This window comes from Kribbella sancticallisti, assembly GCF_039530625.1.
GTDB classification, from domain to species: Bacteria; Actinomycetota; Actinomycetes; order Propionibacteriales; family Kribbellaceae; genus Kribbella; species Kribbella sancticallisti.
In genome coordinates, this window is the sequence record NZ_BAAAOS010000008.1 from 51,956 (window position 1) to 67,724 (window position 15,769).

Below are 15,769 nucleotides of genomic sequence, written 5' to 3' on the forward strand. Positions count from 1 at the left end.
GGCTGATGACTGACCGCACCGCCGACGAACTCTGCACACTGGCCCGCTGGCTTGGCGACAGCAGCAGGGACCTGGCGGTACTCGGCGAGGGCAACATGTCGGCGCGCCTGGATGCCGACCACATGCTGGTGAAGGCGAGCGGGTCGTCGCTCGCCACAGCGACGGCGGAAACGCTCGTCACCGTGCGGCTGGGACCGCTGCTCGAGCTTCTCGACCAGCCTGATGCCGACGACGGCGACGTCCGGGAGGCGCTGCTCGGCAGCCGGGTCGATCCCGAGGCGCCGCAGCCCTCGGTCGAGGCGTTGATGCACGCGGTGGCGCTCACCGACGGGAGAGCCGACGTGGTCGCCCATTGCCACCCGCAGTCGGTCAACGCGATCGTCTGCTCGAACCGGGCTTCCGCGCTGGTCGACGGCGCGCTGTTCCCCGACCAGATCGTCGTGCTCGGTCGCGAGCAGATCCTGCTGCCGTACGTCGACCCCGGCCTCGACCTCGGCAGGTCCTTTCGCGCGGCCGTCAGAGATTACCGATCCCGGACCGGCGAACGCCCGCTCGCCGTCTACCTGGGCAACCACGGATTCGTCGCCCTTGGCAGCTCCGCGGATCAAGCTCGGCGCATCACCGTGATGGCGGACAAGGTCGCCCGGGTCCTCCGCGACACGCTCGCCATCGGCCAACCGCGATACCTGGACGACGTACTGGCCGACCGGATCCACACCCGCCCGGACGAGTTGCTCCGCCGAAAGGTGCTCGACGGACGCTGACCGCGAGGGGACTCGGGTGAGCCACTCCGCGGTACCGACTTCCGTCCGTGGCGAAACGGCAGGTCCACGCTCACGTTCGTGGACGGGGCCAGCTGCACCTGGATGTTCGGATGGGCGCGCAACGGAAGGTGCCGCCGGGATGTCGTCGGGCTGCCGCCGTGGCGCTCACGGGTTCAGATGGCGGTCAGGCTCCTATGCCCATGCGTGTGGTTCGCGCAACTGGCGTCGGTGGCCGGTGACAAGTTTGCCCGCGTCACTCGCGGTGCTGGTGTTCGACCGGATCGGCTCCGCCGGCCTGTCCGCCCTCACCTAAGCCCTCACGTGCCTACCCGACATCGTCGCCGGCCGAAATGTGGCTGAACGCTGAGGTCGGCTGCCAAGATGGAGGTCTGCAGCTCGATGATCTTCGGCTCTCCGATGCCTTTCTCGGCTCGCCCAGCCCTGGTTGGCGGCGTGAGAGTTCGCCGAGGACAGGATCAATCAATGAGCGGGCTCGTGAGAAACTGCTACCAGGTCGCCGACCGCGGGCGCGTTCCAAGGCTGGTCCGTGAGGCCTGGCCGTCGCTTTCGGTTGCCTGACGGTTGTCGTGCAGTTCGACTCTGCCGACCGACCGGCGCACCCCAGGCCTTTCAGGTGTCCTCTTGCCGTGGAGTCCACACCGGCCCGCGGGCGCCCACCACCAGGTGGTAGGAATCGGTCACGAGCTGCTTCAGCAGCTTCTCGTCGACGGTGCCGCCGCTTTCCACTGTGATCCAGTGCTTCTTGTTCATGTGATAGCCGGGGGTGATGTCTGCGTATTGCTCACGCAGAGCCGCCGCGTTGTCCGGATCGGCTTTCAGGATTACGACGGGGCGCCAGTTCTAGTGCGTCCAACGTGATCAACTCCTGGTCGATTCGAGTGTCCTGACCCACGCAGCCAAAAGGGGACTCAGATCTCGGGATCGTGCTCCCGCACCGCGGCCAACAGTCCTTCCACATCCTCAGCGCACGGTCCACACGAAGCCAGGTGTGATGCCAACCCCGGATAGCGCTCAGCAGCATCGACTCCGGCCGCGAGTAGTTCGGCGTAGATGTGCATGACATCCATCGCCTCATCACACCCGACGTCTCGCGGATCGGTCGCCAGGAATCGCTCGAGGTCCTCCTGCCACCCGGTCATCACTTTCAACCCCTACCTGTGATCAGTAGCCTGGACAGCCTCTCGGCCGCCATTTCAGATATCCATTGGTGATCGAAGAAGTGCGGATCTTACGGTGTTCACCGGAAGAGTTACGTGGGTACGACGATCCAAGTCCGTTGCCACTAGCAATCAGTGACCTGGAGTCGCGGCCGTCGCGACCGGCACTCGGCGGCATTGGCGGCAATCACGGTTGGCGCACGTCCGTTTGGGGAGACGTCGTGAAGGTCTGCACGTAGTCGATGGCTGCGTTGTTCGTGGCGTGGACGCCTTTGGCGTAGATGAGGTCCGCAGCGTGCTCCAGGATGCGGGCACGCGCGTCGCCTGCCCCTTGTCCGTGAATTCGCGAGGCCCTCGAGCTCGCTCAGTGGACTCCATGCTCAGCACGATGCCGAAAACTGGGCTTGACAGCCCAGATCGGCCGGTCTCAGCTGCAGGAAGTGGGCTAGTCGGCCCAATCGATGCCCTGGACCCCAACGCGATCGCACCGTGCGGCGGTAAGAACCGGATGGGGCTCGACGCTAACCACCCACACCCCCTAGTCGAAGGCTGGATCGCTGTGTCACGACTGAGCCCCCCTCTCCAGATGACGTCCCCGCCGGCGCTCGGCAGATCCTTGACAAGGTTGGCGCGCGGCTCGGGTTCGTCCCGACCATCTTCACCACCATCGCGTCGAACCCGACCGTTCACGAGGCCGTCACGACCCTGCAAGCCACCATGGGCCGCGGTTCTGGACGCGAAGACCCGGCACAGCATCGCACTGGCGGTGTCGCAAGCCAACGACTGCGACTACTGCCTGGCCATCCACACCTACGTATCGTCCGAATTCGGCGGTATGTCGAACGACGACATCGATCTCAGCCGCGCCGGGACCTCGGTCGACCCCAAGCGCGCCGCAGCCGCTCACTTCGCTCAGCTCCAGACAGACATCGACATCCCCGCCGCCACCTCGGCCGGTATGCCTGGCTGATCGGCCGATCCCGTCGAGGCCGTCCTCACGGCCCGGTGAACCCTCACTGCCCCAACGATCATTCAGGAAGATGCGATATGGCGGGCTCCGAACTTTATGAGAGATTCATGGCGCTGCACACTCGCGACGGTGGCCTCGTCATGCCGAACGCCTGGGACGGTCTCTCGGCGTTGATGCTGGCAGATGCCGGCTTCGAGGCGATCGCGACGTCGTCGGTGGCGCTCGCCGCTACGCTCGGCAGGTCCGACGGACGCCACGAAGTCACCCGTGACGAGCATCTCGAGCATGCGGGACTGCTCGGCCGGCTCACCGGGCTGCCCGTCAACGGCGACTTCGAGGACGGTTACGGCGACACGCCCGAAGACGTCGCCTGGACGGTCGAAGCCTCCGTCGAGTCCGGCCTGGCCGGGATCGGCATCGAGGACACCTCGGGTGATCCCGGTCAGCCCATCCGCGACTTCGACGACGCGGTCGATCGCGTGCGCAGCGCTGTCGACGCGGCCAAGAAGCGCATCGTCGTCACCGGCCGCACTGACAACTTCATCCAGGGGCGGCCCGATCTCGACGACACCATCCGGCGCCTGACGGCCTACGCGGAGGTCGGCGCAGATGTGCTCCACGCCCCGTACCCACCCGACCTCGACGCGCTGCGCGCGATCATCACCGCGGTCGCGCCGACACCGGTCAACGTTTTGGTGTCACCGGCGGACAAGGTGCTGACCGTCGCTGAACTGCAGAAGGCCGGGGTCAAACGCATCAGCCTGGGTCCGTGGCTCTACGTCCACGCCATGGGGGCGCTCGAGCAGGCCACCAATGCTCTCGTCGCGGGCGACCTCGCCTCGGCGACGACGGGAATCAGCTTCGAGCGCATGGGCGAACTACTCGCCCGCAGCAAGAACTAGTCCAGACTCCACCAACCACTCGTCCTCACCCATTGACTGCAAGAAGAAGGAAGACCTGACATGGATCTCGACAAGCTCATGGGCAAGCACCTCACCAGGTACTTCGATCCCAGCAGGACGATCCCGGAGGAGACTCTTCAGCAGCTGTTGAGTTTCCTGCGCTCCGCGCCCTCGTCGACCAACATCCAGCCGAACCACTTCTACGTCCTCGCCACGCACGAAGGCAAAAAGCGGCTGGCCGACAACCTGGGCGAACGATTCCAGGACAACGCCGAGAAGATTCTGAACTCGTCGCACACCATCATCCTCACCACCCGGGCAGATCTGCCCGAGAGCCACGTCGAGGCGGTCTTCACCAAGGAGAGGACCGACGGTCGGTTCCCCGACCCGGCGAAGCAGGCGCTGTGGGAGTCAATGACCCGGGACTTCCTCAACATGCGCAACTACGGCTACAAGGACCTGAACCACTGGATGGAGAAGCAGACCTACATGGCGGTGGGTCTGACCATGATGGCGGCCGCTGAGCTCGGTGTCGAAGCCACGCCACTCGAGGGGTTCGACCCGACCAGTGTCGACAAGGCGTTCAAGATCCGTGAAACCGGGCACGCCACGACCGTGCTGCTGGCGCTCGGCTACCCCGACCCTGAGAAGCAGTACAGCAATCCGATCTCGCGATTCGACATGGACCAGCTGTTCACGTTCGTCTGAGCACCCGCGGCACGTCTGCTACCGGTACCGCTTATGGGCCGAAATGGTTGTTTACTCGAAGACTGGATACAAGGAGGTGCCTGATGAAGGCGATTGTTGTGAACGACGAGGCAGCGGGAACGGCTGGGATGACGCTGGCCGAGCGTCCTGAGCCGAAAGCAGCCATCAACGACGTCGTCGTTGAGGTTCATGCGTCGGGCTGGATCTCGACCGAGCTGGAGTGGCCCTCGACCTGGACCGATCGCGCCGACCAGAACCGAGCACCGTCGACCCCCGGACACGAGCTGGCCGGACTGGTCGCCTCCCTCGGCTACGGTACGACCGGACTGTCGGTGGGACAGCGAGTGTTCGGCCTCGCCGACTGGCATCGCAACGGCACTCTGGCAGAGTACGTGGCGATCGAGGCTCGCAACCTCGCACCGCTGCCGGGCGACATCGACTTCACGGTGGGCGCGAGTCTTCCGATTTCAGGGCTGACCGCGTGGCAAGGGCTGTTCCAGCACGGACGCCTCCAGGCGGGACAGAGCGTCCTCGCGCACGGCGCGGCCGGCGCGGTCGGAACCATGGTGACCCAGCTCGCCCGCGAGGCCGGTGCCTACGTCATCGGTACCGGACGCGCCGCCGACCGTGACAAGGCGCTCGACTTCGGCGCACACGAGTTCATCGACCTCGAGAACGACGCACTGGAAGACGTCGGCCAGGTCGATCTGGTCTTCGACGTCATCGGCGGCGACGTCCAGCGAAGGTCCGCGGCCATGATCAAGGCCGGCGGATCGCTGGTATCGATCGTCGGCCCGGTCGAGGCCAGGCCGGCTGACGGCCTGGCGGTGGACTTCGTGGTCGAGGCCGACCGCGCCGAGCTGGGTGAGATCGCGCGACGGGTGCAGGACGGAAGACTGCGCACGAACATCGGAACGACCACCACCCTCGACGATGCGGTCGCCGCCTTCAACGCGACCGAGCGGGCCAAAGGCAAGACCGTCGTCCGCATGCGGCCGTAAGGATTCATGGAAGAAGTGATCGGGCCTCGGGGTCAGGTTGACCACGAGGCCCGATCCTGCGAACCCTCGCGGTCGAGCAGCAAATTGGCAGGTAAGAAACCGATCTGTCGCGGAGGCCAACTCGTACGAGCGCGGGCGCTGGACCGATCGTCCGATTCCGAACGACATGGCTGACGAGCGGGCGCTCGATCCCGTCCCTGTGGAATGAGTGTGGAGTGCCATGACGAGTTTTCAGACCGTGTCGGCCGGCGGGTTGGAGGTCTTCTACCGCCAAGCGGGAAAGCCTGGAGCACCGAAACTCCTGCTGCTGGGTGGATTCCCGTCCTCGTCGCATCAGTTCCGGAACCTGATGCCGGCACTCGCCGACAGATTCCACCTGATCTCGATCGACTATCCCGGCTTCGGAAACACCGAGATGCCGGATCCAGCGGAGTGGGACTACACCTTCGACCATCTCGCGGAGATCGTCGATGAGACGTTGCTTGCCATCGACTTCACTGGACGGATGGGCCTGTACATGCAGGGCTACGGAGGCCCGATCGGGAACCGGCTCATCTCGCTTCATCCGGACTGGCTCCAGTGGCAGGTGATCCAGAACGCGAACATCTACGAAGAGGGGTTCGTGGCGGCCTGGGACGGGATCCGTCACGCCGTCTGGGCCGGACGCGACGCTGAGATCGAAGTACCGCCCGAAACGTTCCTGGAGGCGGAGGCAGTCAAGGCGATCTACCTGACCGGTCACCCCGATCCGACGACGATCAGCCCGGACAACTGGAACATGGACCTGCATTCCGTCTGCGAAGGCGGCAGCAGCCGGAGCGTGGCGGTGCGCCGACGGCAGCCCCTGGACGCCGCCGCCAGCGCTCTGTGGCGCTACGATTGGCGCGCTCCAGCCGCGGTTCCGGGGACGCGCGGCAGTCTCGACGAAGGGTGTGCCGTGTGATCGCGAACATCGAGGACGTGGCACGCCTCGCCGGCGTCGGCCGCTCGACCGTCAGCAACGTCATCAACCGGCCGGAGATCGTCGCCACCACCACGCGCGAGCGAGTCACCGCCGCCATGGAGATGCTCGGGTACGTGCCGAACGAGTCCGCCCGGGTGCTGGCCGGCGGAATGGGCCGCTTCATCGGCATGGTCGTGCACGACGCCAGCAACCCGTTCTTCGGCCAGATCGCCCGCGCCGTCGAGGACATCGCGCTCGACCGCGACTATGTCGTCACGCTGACCAGCACCGGCGCCGAGCCCACCCGCGAGGACAACGCACTGCGGCTGCTCATGCGCCAACGCGCCCAAGGGGTGCTGCTGACCACGACCGCGCTGCGCGCCACCGCGGTCGCCAGCCTGCGCAATATCGGCACCAAGGTGGTGCTGCTGGACACGCCGGGCGGGGACGACGAGTGCTCGGTGTCGGTGGACGACGTCGAGGGCGGCCGGCTCGCAGGCCGACATTTTCTGGACTGTGGCTACACCCGGGTCGCGTTCGCCGGACGGCCGCGGCGTACGACGCAGCACGCGGACCGGCTGGCCGGTCTGCGGCAGACGCTCGCCCAAGACCGCTTGTCGGTGGAGGAACTGGAGGTCGCCAACGACGACGTCGCGAGCGGCCGGGAGGCGGCGGCGGTCATCGCCGTCGGCGACCTGTCGGCGCCGCTCGCGGTGCTCTGCGGCAACGACCTGATCGCTATAGGGATCATGTTCGGCCTCCAGGAGCGCGGTGTGCGCGTACCGGACCAGGTGGCGATCTGCGGGTACGACGACATCGACCTGGCGCAGCACCTCGCGATCCCGCTCACCACCGTCCGTCAGCCGATGGACGCGATGGGCCGGGCGGCGTTCGAGCTGCTCCTGGACGAGGTGTCCGGCAAGGACCACACGCACCGCGGCGAGCGCTTCGCCCCCGAGTTGGTCGTCCGTCGCTCCACCAGCCAAGCCTGACCCCCACCGCCGCCACTGGCCGACAAGCCGACGGCGGGCCGCTGATCTCCCCTTCCCAATCGCCTTCGGCCACGATTACATTGGAGCGATCCAAATTTTTCGATCCGAGGGGGACGCATGGCCGCCAGCCGCGACGAGGTCGTCGAGCGCATCGCCGCTTTCACCATCGAGACCCAGTCCTGGGGGTACGTGAGCACCGGCACCCGGTTCAAGGTGTTCAACACCCCCGGTACGCCGCGCACCGTGCACGAGAAGGTCGACGACGCCGCGCTGGTCCACTCCCTCACCGGCGTGACCCCGACGGTCGCCCTGCACATCCCGTGGGACCGGACCGACTACGCCGCGCTGGCGAAGTACGCCGCCGAGCAAGGCGTCCGGATCGGCTCGATCAGCCCGAACCTGTTCCAGGACGACGACTACCACCACGGCTCGTTCACCAACCCCGATCCGGCCATCCGCCGCAAGGCGGTCGAGGCCTCGGTCGAGTGCGTCGGGATCATGCGCGAAACCGGCTCGACGCAGATGTCGATGTGGGTCGCCGACGGCACGAACTATCCCGGCCAGGGCGACTTCCGCCGCCGGCGCCACTGGCTGCTGGAAAGCCTGCGCGAGGTGTACCAGGCGCTCGATCCGGACATGTCGATGCTGTTGGAGTACAAGCTGTTCGAGCCCGGCTTTTACCACACAGACATCGCGGACTGGGGCCAGTCGCTGCTGCTGTGCCAGGAGTTGGGCGACCGCGCGAAGGTCCTGGTCGACCTCGGTCACCACGCGCTCGGCGTCAACATCGAACACATCGTCGCGACGCTGCTGGACCGCGACCGACTGGGCGGCTTCGACCTGAACGGCAAGCGGTACGCCGACGACGACCTGATGGTGGGCTCGACCAACCCGTACGAGCTCTTCCTCATCATGGCTGAGATCGCGGCGGCGGCGAACGACGACAACGCGGTGGTGGCCGGCGGTGCGCGCGAGGTGCTGTTCAAGATCGACCAGTGCGCGATGGTCGAGGAGAAGCTGCCGGCCATGCTCCGCAGCGTCGAGGCCTGCCAGATCGCGTACGCCAAGGCGCTGCTGATCGACCGCGAGGCACTGCTGCGGGCGCAGACCGCGGGCGACGTCGTCGGTGCCAACAGCATCGTCGACTCCGCGTTCCAGACCGACGTCCGGCCCTTGCTCGCCCGCGCCCGCGAACGGCTCGGTGCGAGGACGGATCCGCTCCGGGCCTATCTCGACTCCGAGGCCCCGGCCCGGCGGGCCGCCGAACGCGTCGGCACCCCTGCGGGTTGGTGACTCTGGATCGCTCCAAGCTCATGACCAGCACCCACGCGCCCGACGTTCGGGCCGAGTGGATCATCAGTGCCGCCTGGAAGGCCGCGCCGGACGGTCCGCTCCCCGTCGTCGCCGCTGTCTTCCCAGTCGTCGGCCCGCCGCAACGCGCCGTACTGCGCATCGCCGGCCTCGGCGTCTTCATCGCGAGCGTCAACGGCCAAGTAGTCAGCGACCCCCTCGAACCGGGGTACAGCGACTACAGTCGACGCGCCGAGTTCTGCACGTACGACGTGACGGCGTTGCTGCGGCCCGGCGACAACGTCATCACGGTCGAGCTCGGTCCGGGCTGCTACCGCTCCAAGACCATCGACGACCGCTGGGCCAAGATCGCCACGGACTACGGCGACCTGGGCACCTGCGCGACCCTCGACTGGATCGATGCCGGTGGCACCAACTTGCTCCGCACCGACGCGTCCTGGCACGGCACGACCGGTCCGGTCACGTGGTCGAACTGGGTGGGCGGCGAGGACTACGACGCCACGTCCGCGTTCGACACCGACACTGCCGTAGTCCTGACCTGGCCTCCTGCCGTGACCGCGCAGGTCCCGGACGGGATACGCCTGTGCCCGAAGACCATTCCACCCGTGCGAGTCGTGGAGCGCCTGCCGGCACTCGACGTCCGGGAGACGCAGCCGGGTGTCCATGTCGTCGACTTCGGTGTGAACTTCGCCGGCTGGATCGAGCTCGACCTGCCACCACGAACCGAAGTACGGCTGCGTCCCGCGGAGCTGCTGGATGCCGAAGGCAACATCGACCCGGTCACCCAGGGCTGGGGCCCCGTCTACCACACCGTTCGTACGGCGGACGCCGGCCTGACCTGGCACCCTCGCTTCGCCTACAACGGCCTGCGGTACCTGGAGCTCAGCGGTCTCCCCGAGCCACCGTCCGCCGAATCCGTCCGCGGGCTGGTGCTGGCGGCGGACACTGAGCCGACCGGAACGTTCGCGGCGTCCGACCGCCGCTTGTCCGATCTGCACCGGATCATTCGCCGCGCGATCACGTCGAACATGTACTCGATGTTCACCGACTGCCCCCAGCGGGAAAAGCTCGGGTACCTCGAACAGTTGCACCTGGTGTTCCCGATCCTGCGCTGGAACTACGATGTCAAGGCGCTGCTCGAGAACAGCCTGCGGATCACCCGCGAGGCGCAGGAACCGACTGGACATCTCCCGCTGTACGTCCCGGAGTGGGACCCGTTCCCGGACCCCTGGCGCGGGGACGTCAACTTCGGCCTGGCCATCGTCTTCCTGCCCTGGCAGCTGTACCGCAGCTACGCCGACGAGACGGTACTCGCCGACAACTACGCCGCCGCCGGCCGCTACGTCGAGTACCTGCTTGCCTCCCGGGACGACGGCCTGGTCACCTACGGGCTCGGCGATTGGAACGGTCGAGACCCTCGTTTCGTCCCGTTGGTGGCGACGGCAACGCTGGCCCGGGCGCTCGGCGTCCTGGCCGCCATCGCCGCCGTCCTCGGCAAGGAGGACGAGCAGCGGTCCTGGACCGCTGTCCAGGGGCGGTTGACGGCGCTGCTTCGCGGCGAGTTCGTGCACCTCGATGGCACGGTCGGCACCGGCAGCGTCGCGGAACTCGCGGTGGCCATCAACAGCGGCGTGCTGACCGAGGCCGAAATACCCGCGGCCGTGCAGCGGCTGGAGGACCTGATCGTTGCCGACTGCTACTACCTCGACGTCGGTGAGGTCGCGATGGCGGCTCTTGTCGAGGTGCTGGCGGAACATGACCGGCACGAGACCGTCTACCGGCTGACACACGGCGACGACCGGCCGGGATACGGCTACATGCTCAAGCACGGCGCCACGTCGCTCACCGAGACGTGGGACGGTCCGACCTTCGGCTTCAGCCAGAACCACTTCATGAACGGCGCGATCGACGACTGGTTCTTCGCGCACGTCGCCGGTCTCCAGCAGGCCGCCGACGACATCGGATTCAGGAAGGTCGTGATCCGCCCACGCCCGTGCGGCGGGCTGACCCGGGCCTCGGCCGACTATCGGACCACCACTGGGATCCTGCGCAGCGCGTGGGTCCTCGATGGCTCCACCTTCACTCTCGACGTAGCGGTACCGCCGGAAACCATCGCGACCGTCGTACTTCCGGACGGCGCGGTACGTCAGGTCGCCGAGGGGTCACACCTGTTCAAGTCATCGATCGACGAGGAGGACGCCGCGGACGTGGTGAAGCGATGACCTCCCTTGTCTTCGCTGCCGTCGACCTCGGCGCGTCCTCGGGGCGGGTGATCGCCGGAGTGGTCAACGACGGAACAACGCGCCTGCACACAGTGCACCGCTTCCGCAACGAAGCCGTCGTTCAGGGTGGACACCTCCGCTGGGCGTTCACGGCCCTCTTCGAGGAAGTGCTGACCGGCCTCCGCCAGTTGGCCAGTCGGTACCCCGACGTCGTGTCGATCGGGATCGACACCTGGGGCGTCGACTACGGCCTGCTGGACGACGACGGCCGGCTGCTCGCAGAACCCATCTCGTACCGCGACGCGCGGACGGGCTCCGCGCTGACGCAACTGCACGGCGAGGTCGGTGGCCCCGAGGCCATGTACGCCGTCAACGGGTTGCAGCCTTTGCGGTTCAACACGATCTATCAACTCTGCGCCGAGCGGTCTTCACCGGAATACCCGACGGCGAAGCGCGCGGTCCTTCTGCCAGACCTGCTGGTCTACTGGCTGACCGGTGAGCTCGGCAGTGAACTGACGATCGCCTCGACAACCGGGCTGGTGGATCCACGGACCCGCCGGTGGTCACCAGCGGCAAGGGCAGCCATCGACCTGCCCGACGACTTCCTCCCTCCACTGCGCCACGCGGGTCAGGTGGTGGGCCCACTGCGACCCGAGATCGTCCGCAGAACAGGGCTGCCGAGCAGCACAGTCGTCACGACCGTGGGCTCGCACGACACCGCCTCCGCAGTGGTCGGCCTGCCTGCGACGGCACCCCGCTTCGGCTTCGTGTCCTGTGGCACCTGGTCCTTGGCCGGGCTGGAACTCGATGAGCCTGTCGTCACCCCTGAGGCATTGCAGGCCGGCCTGTCCAACGAGAGCGGTGTGGACGACCGCGTCTTGTTCCTGCGCAACCTCAGCGGATTGTGGTTGTTGCAGGAGTCCCAACGAACGTGGGCCGCCGCCGGTACGCCGTACGGGCTCGACGCCTTGCTGGCAAAGGCGCACGCGCTGCCCTCGGGGGGTCCCGTCGTCGACGTCGACAGCGCGGACTTCCTTGCGCCGGGCGGGATGCCGGCCCGGATCGACGCGGCGGTAGTCGCCGCCGGATACCGGCCGCTCGAAAGTCCGGCCGCCGTGACCCGCTGCATCCTGGACTCGCTGGCCGTCGCCTACGCGCGCTCTCTGCACCGCGCGGCATCGTTGGCGGGCAGCACCCTGGACGCGATCCACCTGGTCGGCGGTGGTTCCCGCAACACGCTGCTCTGCCAACTCACGGCGGATTTGGCCGGCGTACCGGTGGTGGCGGGCCCGGTCGAGGCCACGGCGCTCGGCAACGTCCTCATCCAGGCCCGAACCCACGGCGCCGCCACGGGAAACCTGGAGGACGTCCGCGCCAGCATCGCCGGGTCTGCCGCCGCGCGCCGGTTCCAACCGGCCTAGAGCGCTCCAACTCGATCCGTCCACCTGGGGACTTAGCCATTGACTTTGCTTAACTCCACCTCCTACTGTGCCGGAAGCGGCCAATTGGAGCGCTCCATATTGCAGCTCAGCACCGGACTGGGGAGGGATCGCGCATGTCGAACGACAGCGTCGAGAACGGCACCGTGGCGAACGGCGCCGAGACGGACAGCACCGCGCCGGGAGGACTGCCGCGACGAAGAGTTCTGCAGGCCGGCGCGGGTCTCGCCGCCGGGGCGATGGCGCTGTCACCGGGCCAGGCGCTGGCCACCGGAAGCGCCCCGTCGATCCGGTTCGCGCGCGGCGGGCGGACGGCGTACACGATCTACGTCGGCGCTGGCGAGGACGCGGTGGTCCGGCATGCCGCGCACGAGCTCGCGACGTACCTGAAGTCGATCACGACCGCGACGTTCCCGGTCGTGGTGGCCGACCGGCCGCGGTCGACCGATCACCTGATCGTGGTCGGCCGGCACAACCTGGTCGCCCAGCGCGCCGGAATCGACTACGGCGCGCTGTCCGACGACGGGTTCGCGCTCCGCACCCACGGCCAGACCGTCGTCATCGCCGGTGACAGCTCCCGCGGCACCCTGTACGGCGCCTACTGGGTGCTGGACCGGCTGTTCGGGGTCCGCTGGTTCGGCCCGGACTTCACCAAGGTGCCGCGCACGCCCGACCTCTCGATCTCCCGCGCTCGCCTCAACGGCGACCAGGTGCCGCATTTCCGCTTCCGCACCGTCCTGGCTGGCGACGCGAACGACGCGGCGTACCGGCAGCACAACATGCTCAACGGGTTGCGCGACCAGTACTGGACCGTGCCGCGGGCCGCCGGGATCGACACTTGGTCGACGTACTGGCCGGAGGAGGTCGAGTACCCGTTCCAGCAGGTGGTGACCGACCCGAAGCACTGGTACGGCGGGCAGATCACGCTGATGAACCCCGAGACCCGCTCGGCGGCGGTCAGCGGGCTGGTGGACATCATCAAGGAGCGGGTGGCCGCCGGGCAGGACGTCTCCACGTCGTTCTACCAGGAAGACCGCTGGTGGACGTCGCCGGACCCGGCGAGCCAGGCCTTCGCGGACGCGCACGGCGGCTCCCTGGCCGCGCCGGTCGTCGACATGATCAACGATGTCGTCGGCCAGGTCCGCAAGCAGATCCCGAACGCGCGCCTGTCGACCCAGGGCTACATGTGGAGCTTCACCCCGCCGAACGGCCTGCGGGTGAACGAGAACGTGGTGATGACGATCGCGCCGATCCACGCCGACTTCGGTCAGTCACTGTTCAGCGAGACGAACCAGGAGATCGGCGACAGCATCCGCCGTTGGGGCAAGATCTCCGAGCACAACGTGCTCTGGACCTACCTGTGCACGTTCCGCTCGTACACTCAGCCTTTCCCCGACTGGTGGGCGTTGGGCGACGCGATCAAGACGCTGGCCGAGATCCCGACCATGCAGGGCTATTTCGGCCAGAGCGCCTGGAACGCCATCGGTGCCGAGTTCACCCAGCTGCGCATCTGGGTGATCAGCCGGCTGCTCTGGGACCCGTCGCTCGATCCCGACGCCCTGATCCGAGAGTTCCTCGCCGGGTACTACGGCGCCGCGGCGAAGCCGATCTACACCTACATGCAGCTGATGCGCGACGCCGTCGAGGAGACGTCGACCATGCTCGGCGCCTACACCCCCGACGACGCGCCATACCTCGGGCTTCGCACGCTGGCCCGGGCGGACGAGCTGTTCGACGAGGCCGAGGCAGCCATACGCGGCGACGCGACCCTGCTGCGGCACGTGCACGCGCTCCGGCTCGGCATCGACCTCCTGCTCCTGCAGCGCAGCGGCTACTTCCGGCTCGTCGCCGAGCGGGACGGAATCGACTGGAGCCCGGACACGCAGGCCCGGACCCGCCGGTTCGAGGTCGAGCTCAAGGCCGCCGGGCTGACCCAGCTCGAGGAGGGCGGCGGTGACCCGCAGACGCTGATCCCGGTGTTCCGCGGCATCGCCGCGGCCGCCGGCCGTCCGGCAACCCGCCCAGACGCGGCCGAAGGGCTGCCGGCCTCGGACTGGGCGGACTACCAGGAGGACGTCTTGGTCCTCTACGCCCCCGCGGTCACGGTCGCGGAGGACAGCTCCGCCTCGAACGGCCACACCGTCAGGATGCCTGGCCGGAGTAGGGACTGGGCGGTCCAACTGCCGCTCGACATCCTGCCCGAGGGCCGGTGGACCCTGCACCTCTCGGTACGGGTCGACACGGGCACGGCCGCCCCGGGCGCGTCCGCGCTCACCCTCGGCGTCCACCCGGGCCCGTCCACCGGCGTACCGGTGAGCCAGGTTGCCGACGGCAAGTACCACCACATCGCCTTCCCCGGCACATACGAACGGACCGCCGACGCGAGCACCTACGCGTACGTCGCTCCCCCCGGCAACGCCGCAGTCAACTCCGTGAGCGTCGACCGCATCTATGCGATCAAGGCGTGATCAAGGCAGCGCGCTGTGACGTCCCCGGTCAGACCTTGATGACCCACGTCGGTCGCGACTTGTCGTGCCATTGAGAGCGAGGACAGCCTGGAGGCGGCGCTGGCCGTGATCGAGTCGGTCAACCGCCGAGCGATCCAGCTGACCGCCGCCCGGCTGGCCCAGGAGGCAACCCCCTGTCGGAGAATGGCCGGAGAGGTGATCATGCGGTATGCCGAGGGGCCGTATCGCACATGCACTGAGGGTCTTTGCCCATCTGTTCGCCGTGAGCGCGGTGGGCGGTGCGCTGCTGGCCGAGTGGCCCGCAACCGGTGATGCGCCTGGTCGTCATCGTCTTCAACTTCGCCTGGGCCTGGGTGTGTCGATCACATCACGCATGTCCGCAGCCGTGGCGACCTCAACCGTCTCGCGCATCCTCCGGGCCCTGACGTAGAGCGCTCCTTTGCGTAGGTCTGAGGGATAGTCCTTTGCGCAGAGATGGGGAATGTCTGTGAACTGATCGACTGCGAGGACCACCAAATCCGCGCCTGATGACAGCGTCATCTTGGCCAGCTCAAACTGCAGCGGAGGATCCGCATACTCGGCGAACCGGCTCGCGACCGTATCGTGCGAACTCCAGGAGCGGAGGTCGTCGGCGCTCAATCCAGGCAACATTGCCGCCGGGTCGCGATCGTCGATCCCGATCACCACATGCCCGCCATCGCGGAGGTTCCCCATCCCGAGCGCCGCGCGAATGACCTTTGCGCGGAACTGCTTGCTGTCACACGAGCCGGGACCTTTGAGCTCGAAGGCGCGCAGTTCGTGGCCGACTGCGAGCGACTGCTCAACCTCGTCGACCGACAGCATGACCCCAAGCATGCCAGAGATAGCCCAG

The 15,769-nt window shown here is 67.4% G+C and carries 14 protein-coding genes; 11 read left to right on the top strand and 3 right to left on the bottom strand.

Features of this window, described 5'->3' with window-relative positions; genetic code table 11:
* The first annotated feature begins 5 nt into the window (after nucleotides 1-5).
* Complete coding sequence (locus ABD255_RS06000; protein WP_344210650.1) at nucleotides 6-764, top strand: class II aldolase/adducin family protein; 759 nt, start codon at nucleotides 6-8, stop codon at nucleotides 762-764.
* Nucleotides 765-1,394: 630 nt separating this feature from the next.
* Here the strand turns inward: ABD255_RS06000 and ABD255_RS06005 are convergent.
* Nucleotides 1,395-1,607, bottom strand: a complete 213-nt coding sequence (locus ABD255_RS06005; RefSeq protein WP_344210763.1) for an MmcQ/YjbR family DNA-binding protein — start codon at nucleotides 1,605-1,607, stop codon at nucleotides 1,395-1,397.
* Nucleotides 1,608-1,693: 86 nt separating this feature from the next.
* Complete coding sequence (locus tag ABD255_RS06010; protein ID WP_344210652.1) at nucleotides 1,694-1,924, bottom strand: hypothetical protein; 231 nt, start codon at nucleotides 1,922-1,924, stop codon at nucleotides 1,694-1,696.
* 604 nt (nucleotides 1,925-2,528) lie between these two features.
* Between ABD255_RS06010 and ABD255_RS06015 the strand changes: the two genes are divergently transcribed.
* From ABD255_RS06015 to ABD255_RS06060, 10 genes are all read left to right on the top strand, one after another.
* Nucleotides 2,529-2,912, top strand: a complete 384-nt coding sequence (locus ABD255_RS06015; protein ID WP_344210653.1) for a carboxymuconolactone decarboxylase family protein — start codon at nucleotides 2,529-2,531, stop codon at nucleotides 2,910-2,912.
* 107 nt (nucleotides 2,913-3,019) lie between these two features.
* Complete coding sequence (locus ABD255_RS06020) at nucleotides 3,020-3,814, top strand: isocitrate lyase/PEP mutase family protein (RefSeq protein WP_344210655.1); 795 nt, start codon at nucleotides 3,020-3,022, stop codon at nucleotides 3,812-3,814.
* 60 nt (nucleotides 3,815-3,874) lie between these two features.
* Nucleotides 3,875-4,522 (top strand): nitroreductase family protein, encoded by a 648-nt coding sequence (locus tag ABD255_RS06025; RefSeq protein WP_344210657.1) that lies wholly within the window; start codon nucleotides 3,875-3,877, stop codon nucleotides 4,520-4,522.
* 83 nt (nucleotides 4,523-4,605) lie between these two features.
* Nucleotides 4,606-5,523: an NADP-dependent oxidoreductase gene (locus ABD255_RS06030; protein WP_344210659.1), complete on the top strand. Its 918-nt coding sequence runs from the start codon at nucleotides 4,606-4,608 to the stop codon at nucleotides 5,521-5,523.
* Between the two features lie 220 nt (nucleotides 5,524-5,743).
* A complete protein-coding gene (locus ABD255_RS06035) occupies nucleotides 5,744-6,466 on the top strand; it encodes an alpha/beta fold hydrolase (RefSeq protein ID WP_344210661.1) in 723 nt (240 codons plus the stop codon).
* Nucleotides 6,463-7,458, top strand: coding sequence for a LacI family DNA-binding transcriptional regulator (locus ABD255_RS06040; protein WP_344210663.1), 996 nt, complete (start codon nucleotides 6,463-6,465; stop codon nucleotides 7,456-7,458). Before ABD255_RS06035 ends, ABD255_RS06040 begins: the two co-directional genes overlap by 4 nt.
* A 117-nt stretch (nucleotides 7,459-7,575) precedes the next feature.
* Nucleotides 7,576-8,751 carry an L-rhamnose isomerase gene (rhaI, locus tag ABD255_RS06045; RefSeq protein ID WP_344210665.1) on the top strand — a complete coding sequence of 392 codons (1,176 nt, stop codon included), beginning with the start codon at nucleotides 7,576-7,578 and terminating at the stop codon, nucleotides 8,749-8,751.
* 20 nt (nucleotides 8,752-8,771) lie between these two features.
* On the top strand, nucleotides 8,772-10,991 hold the full coding sequence (locus ABD255_RS06050) for a family 78 glycoside hydrolase catalytic domain (protein ID WP_344210667.1): 2,220 nt from the start codon (nucleotides 8,772-8,774) through the stop codon (nucleotides 10,989-10,991).
* Nucleotides 10,988-12,412, top strand: a complete 1,425-nt coding sequence (locus ABD255_RS06055; protein ID WP_344210669.1) for a rhamnulokinase — start codon at nucleotides 10,988-10,990, stop codon at nucleotides 12,410-12,412. The genes ABD255_RS06050 and ABD255_RS06055 overlap by 4 nt, the downstream gene beginning before the upstream one ends.
* Nucleotides 12,413-12,546: 134 nt before the next feature.
* Nucleotides 12,547-14,898: a DUF4838 domain-containing protein gene (locus tag ABD255_RS06060; RefSeq protein WP_344210671.1), complete on the top strand. Its 2,352-nt coding sequence runs from the start codon at nucleotides 12,547-12,549 to the stop codon at nucleotides 14,896-14,898.
* Nucleotides 14,899-15,231: 333 nt separating this feature from the next.
* On the opposite strand, the gene ABD255_RS06065 is transcribed toward ABD255_RS06060, so the two are convergent.
* Nucleotides 15,232-15,741 carry a hypothetical protein gene (locus tag ABD255_RS06065; protein WP_344210673.1) on the bottom strand — a complete coding sequence of 170 codons (510 nt, stop codon included), beginning with the start codon at nucleotides 15,739-15,741 and terminating at the stop codon, nucleotides 15,232-15,234.
* Nucleotides 15,742-15,769: the final 28 nt, after the last annotated feature.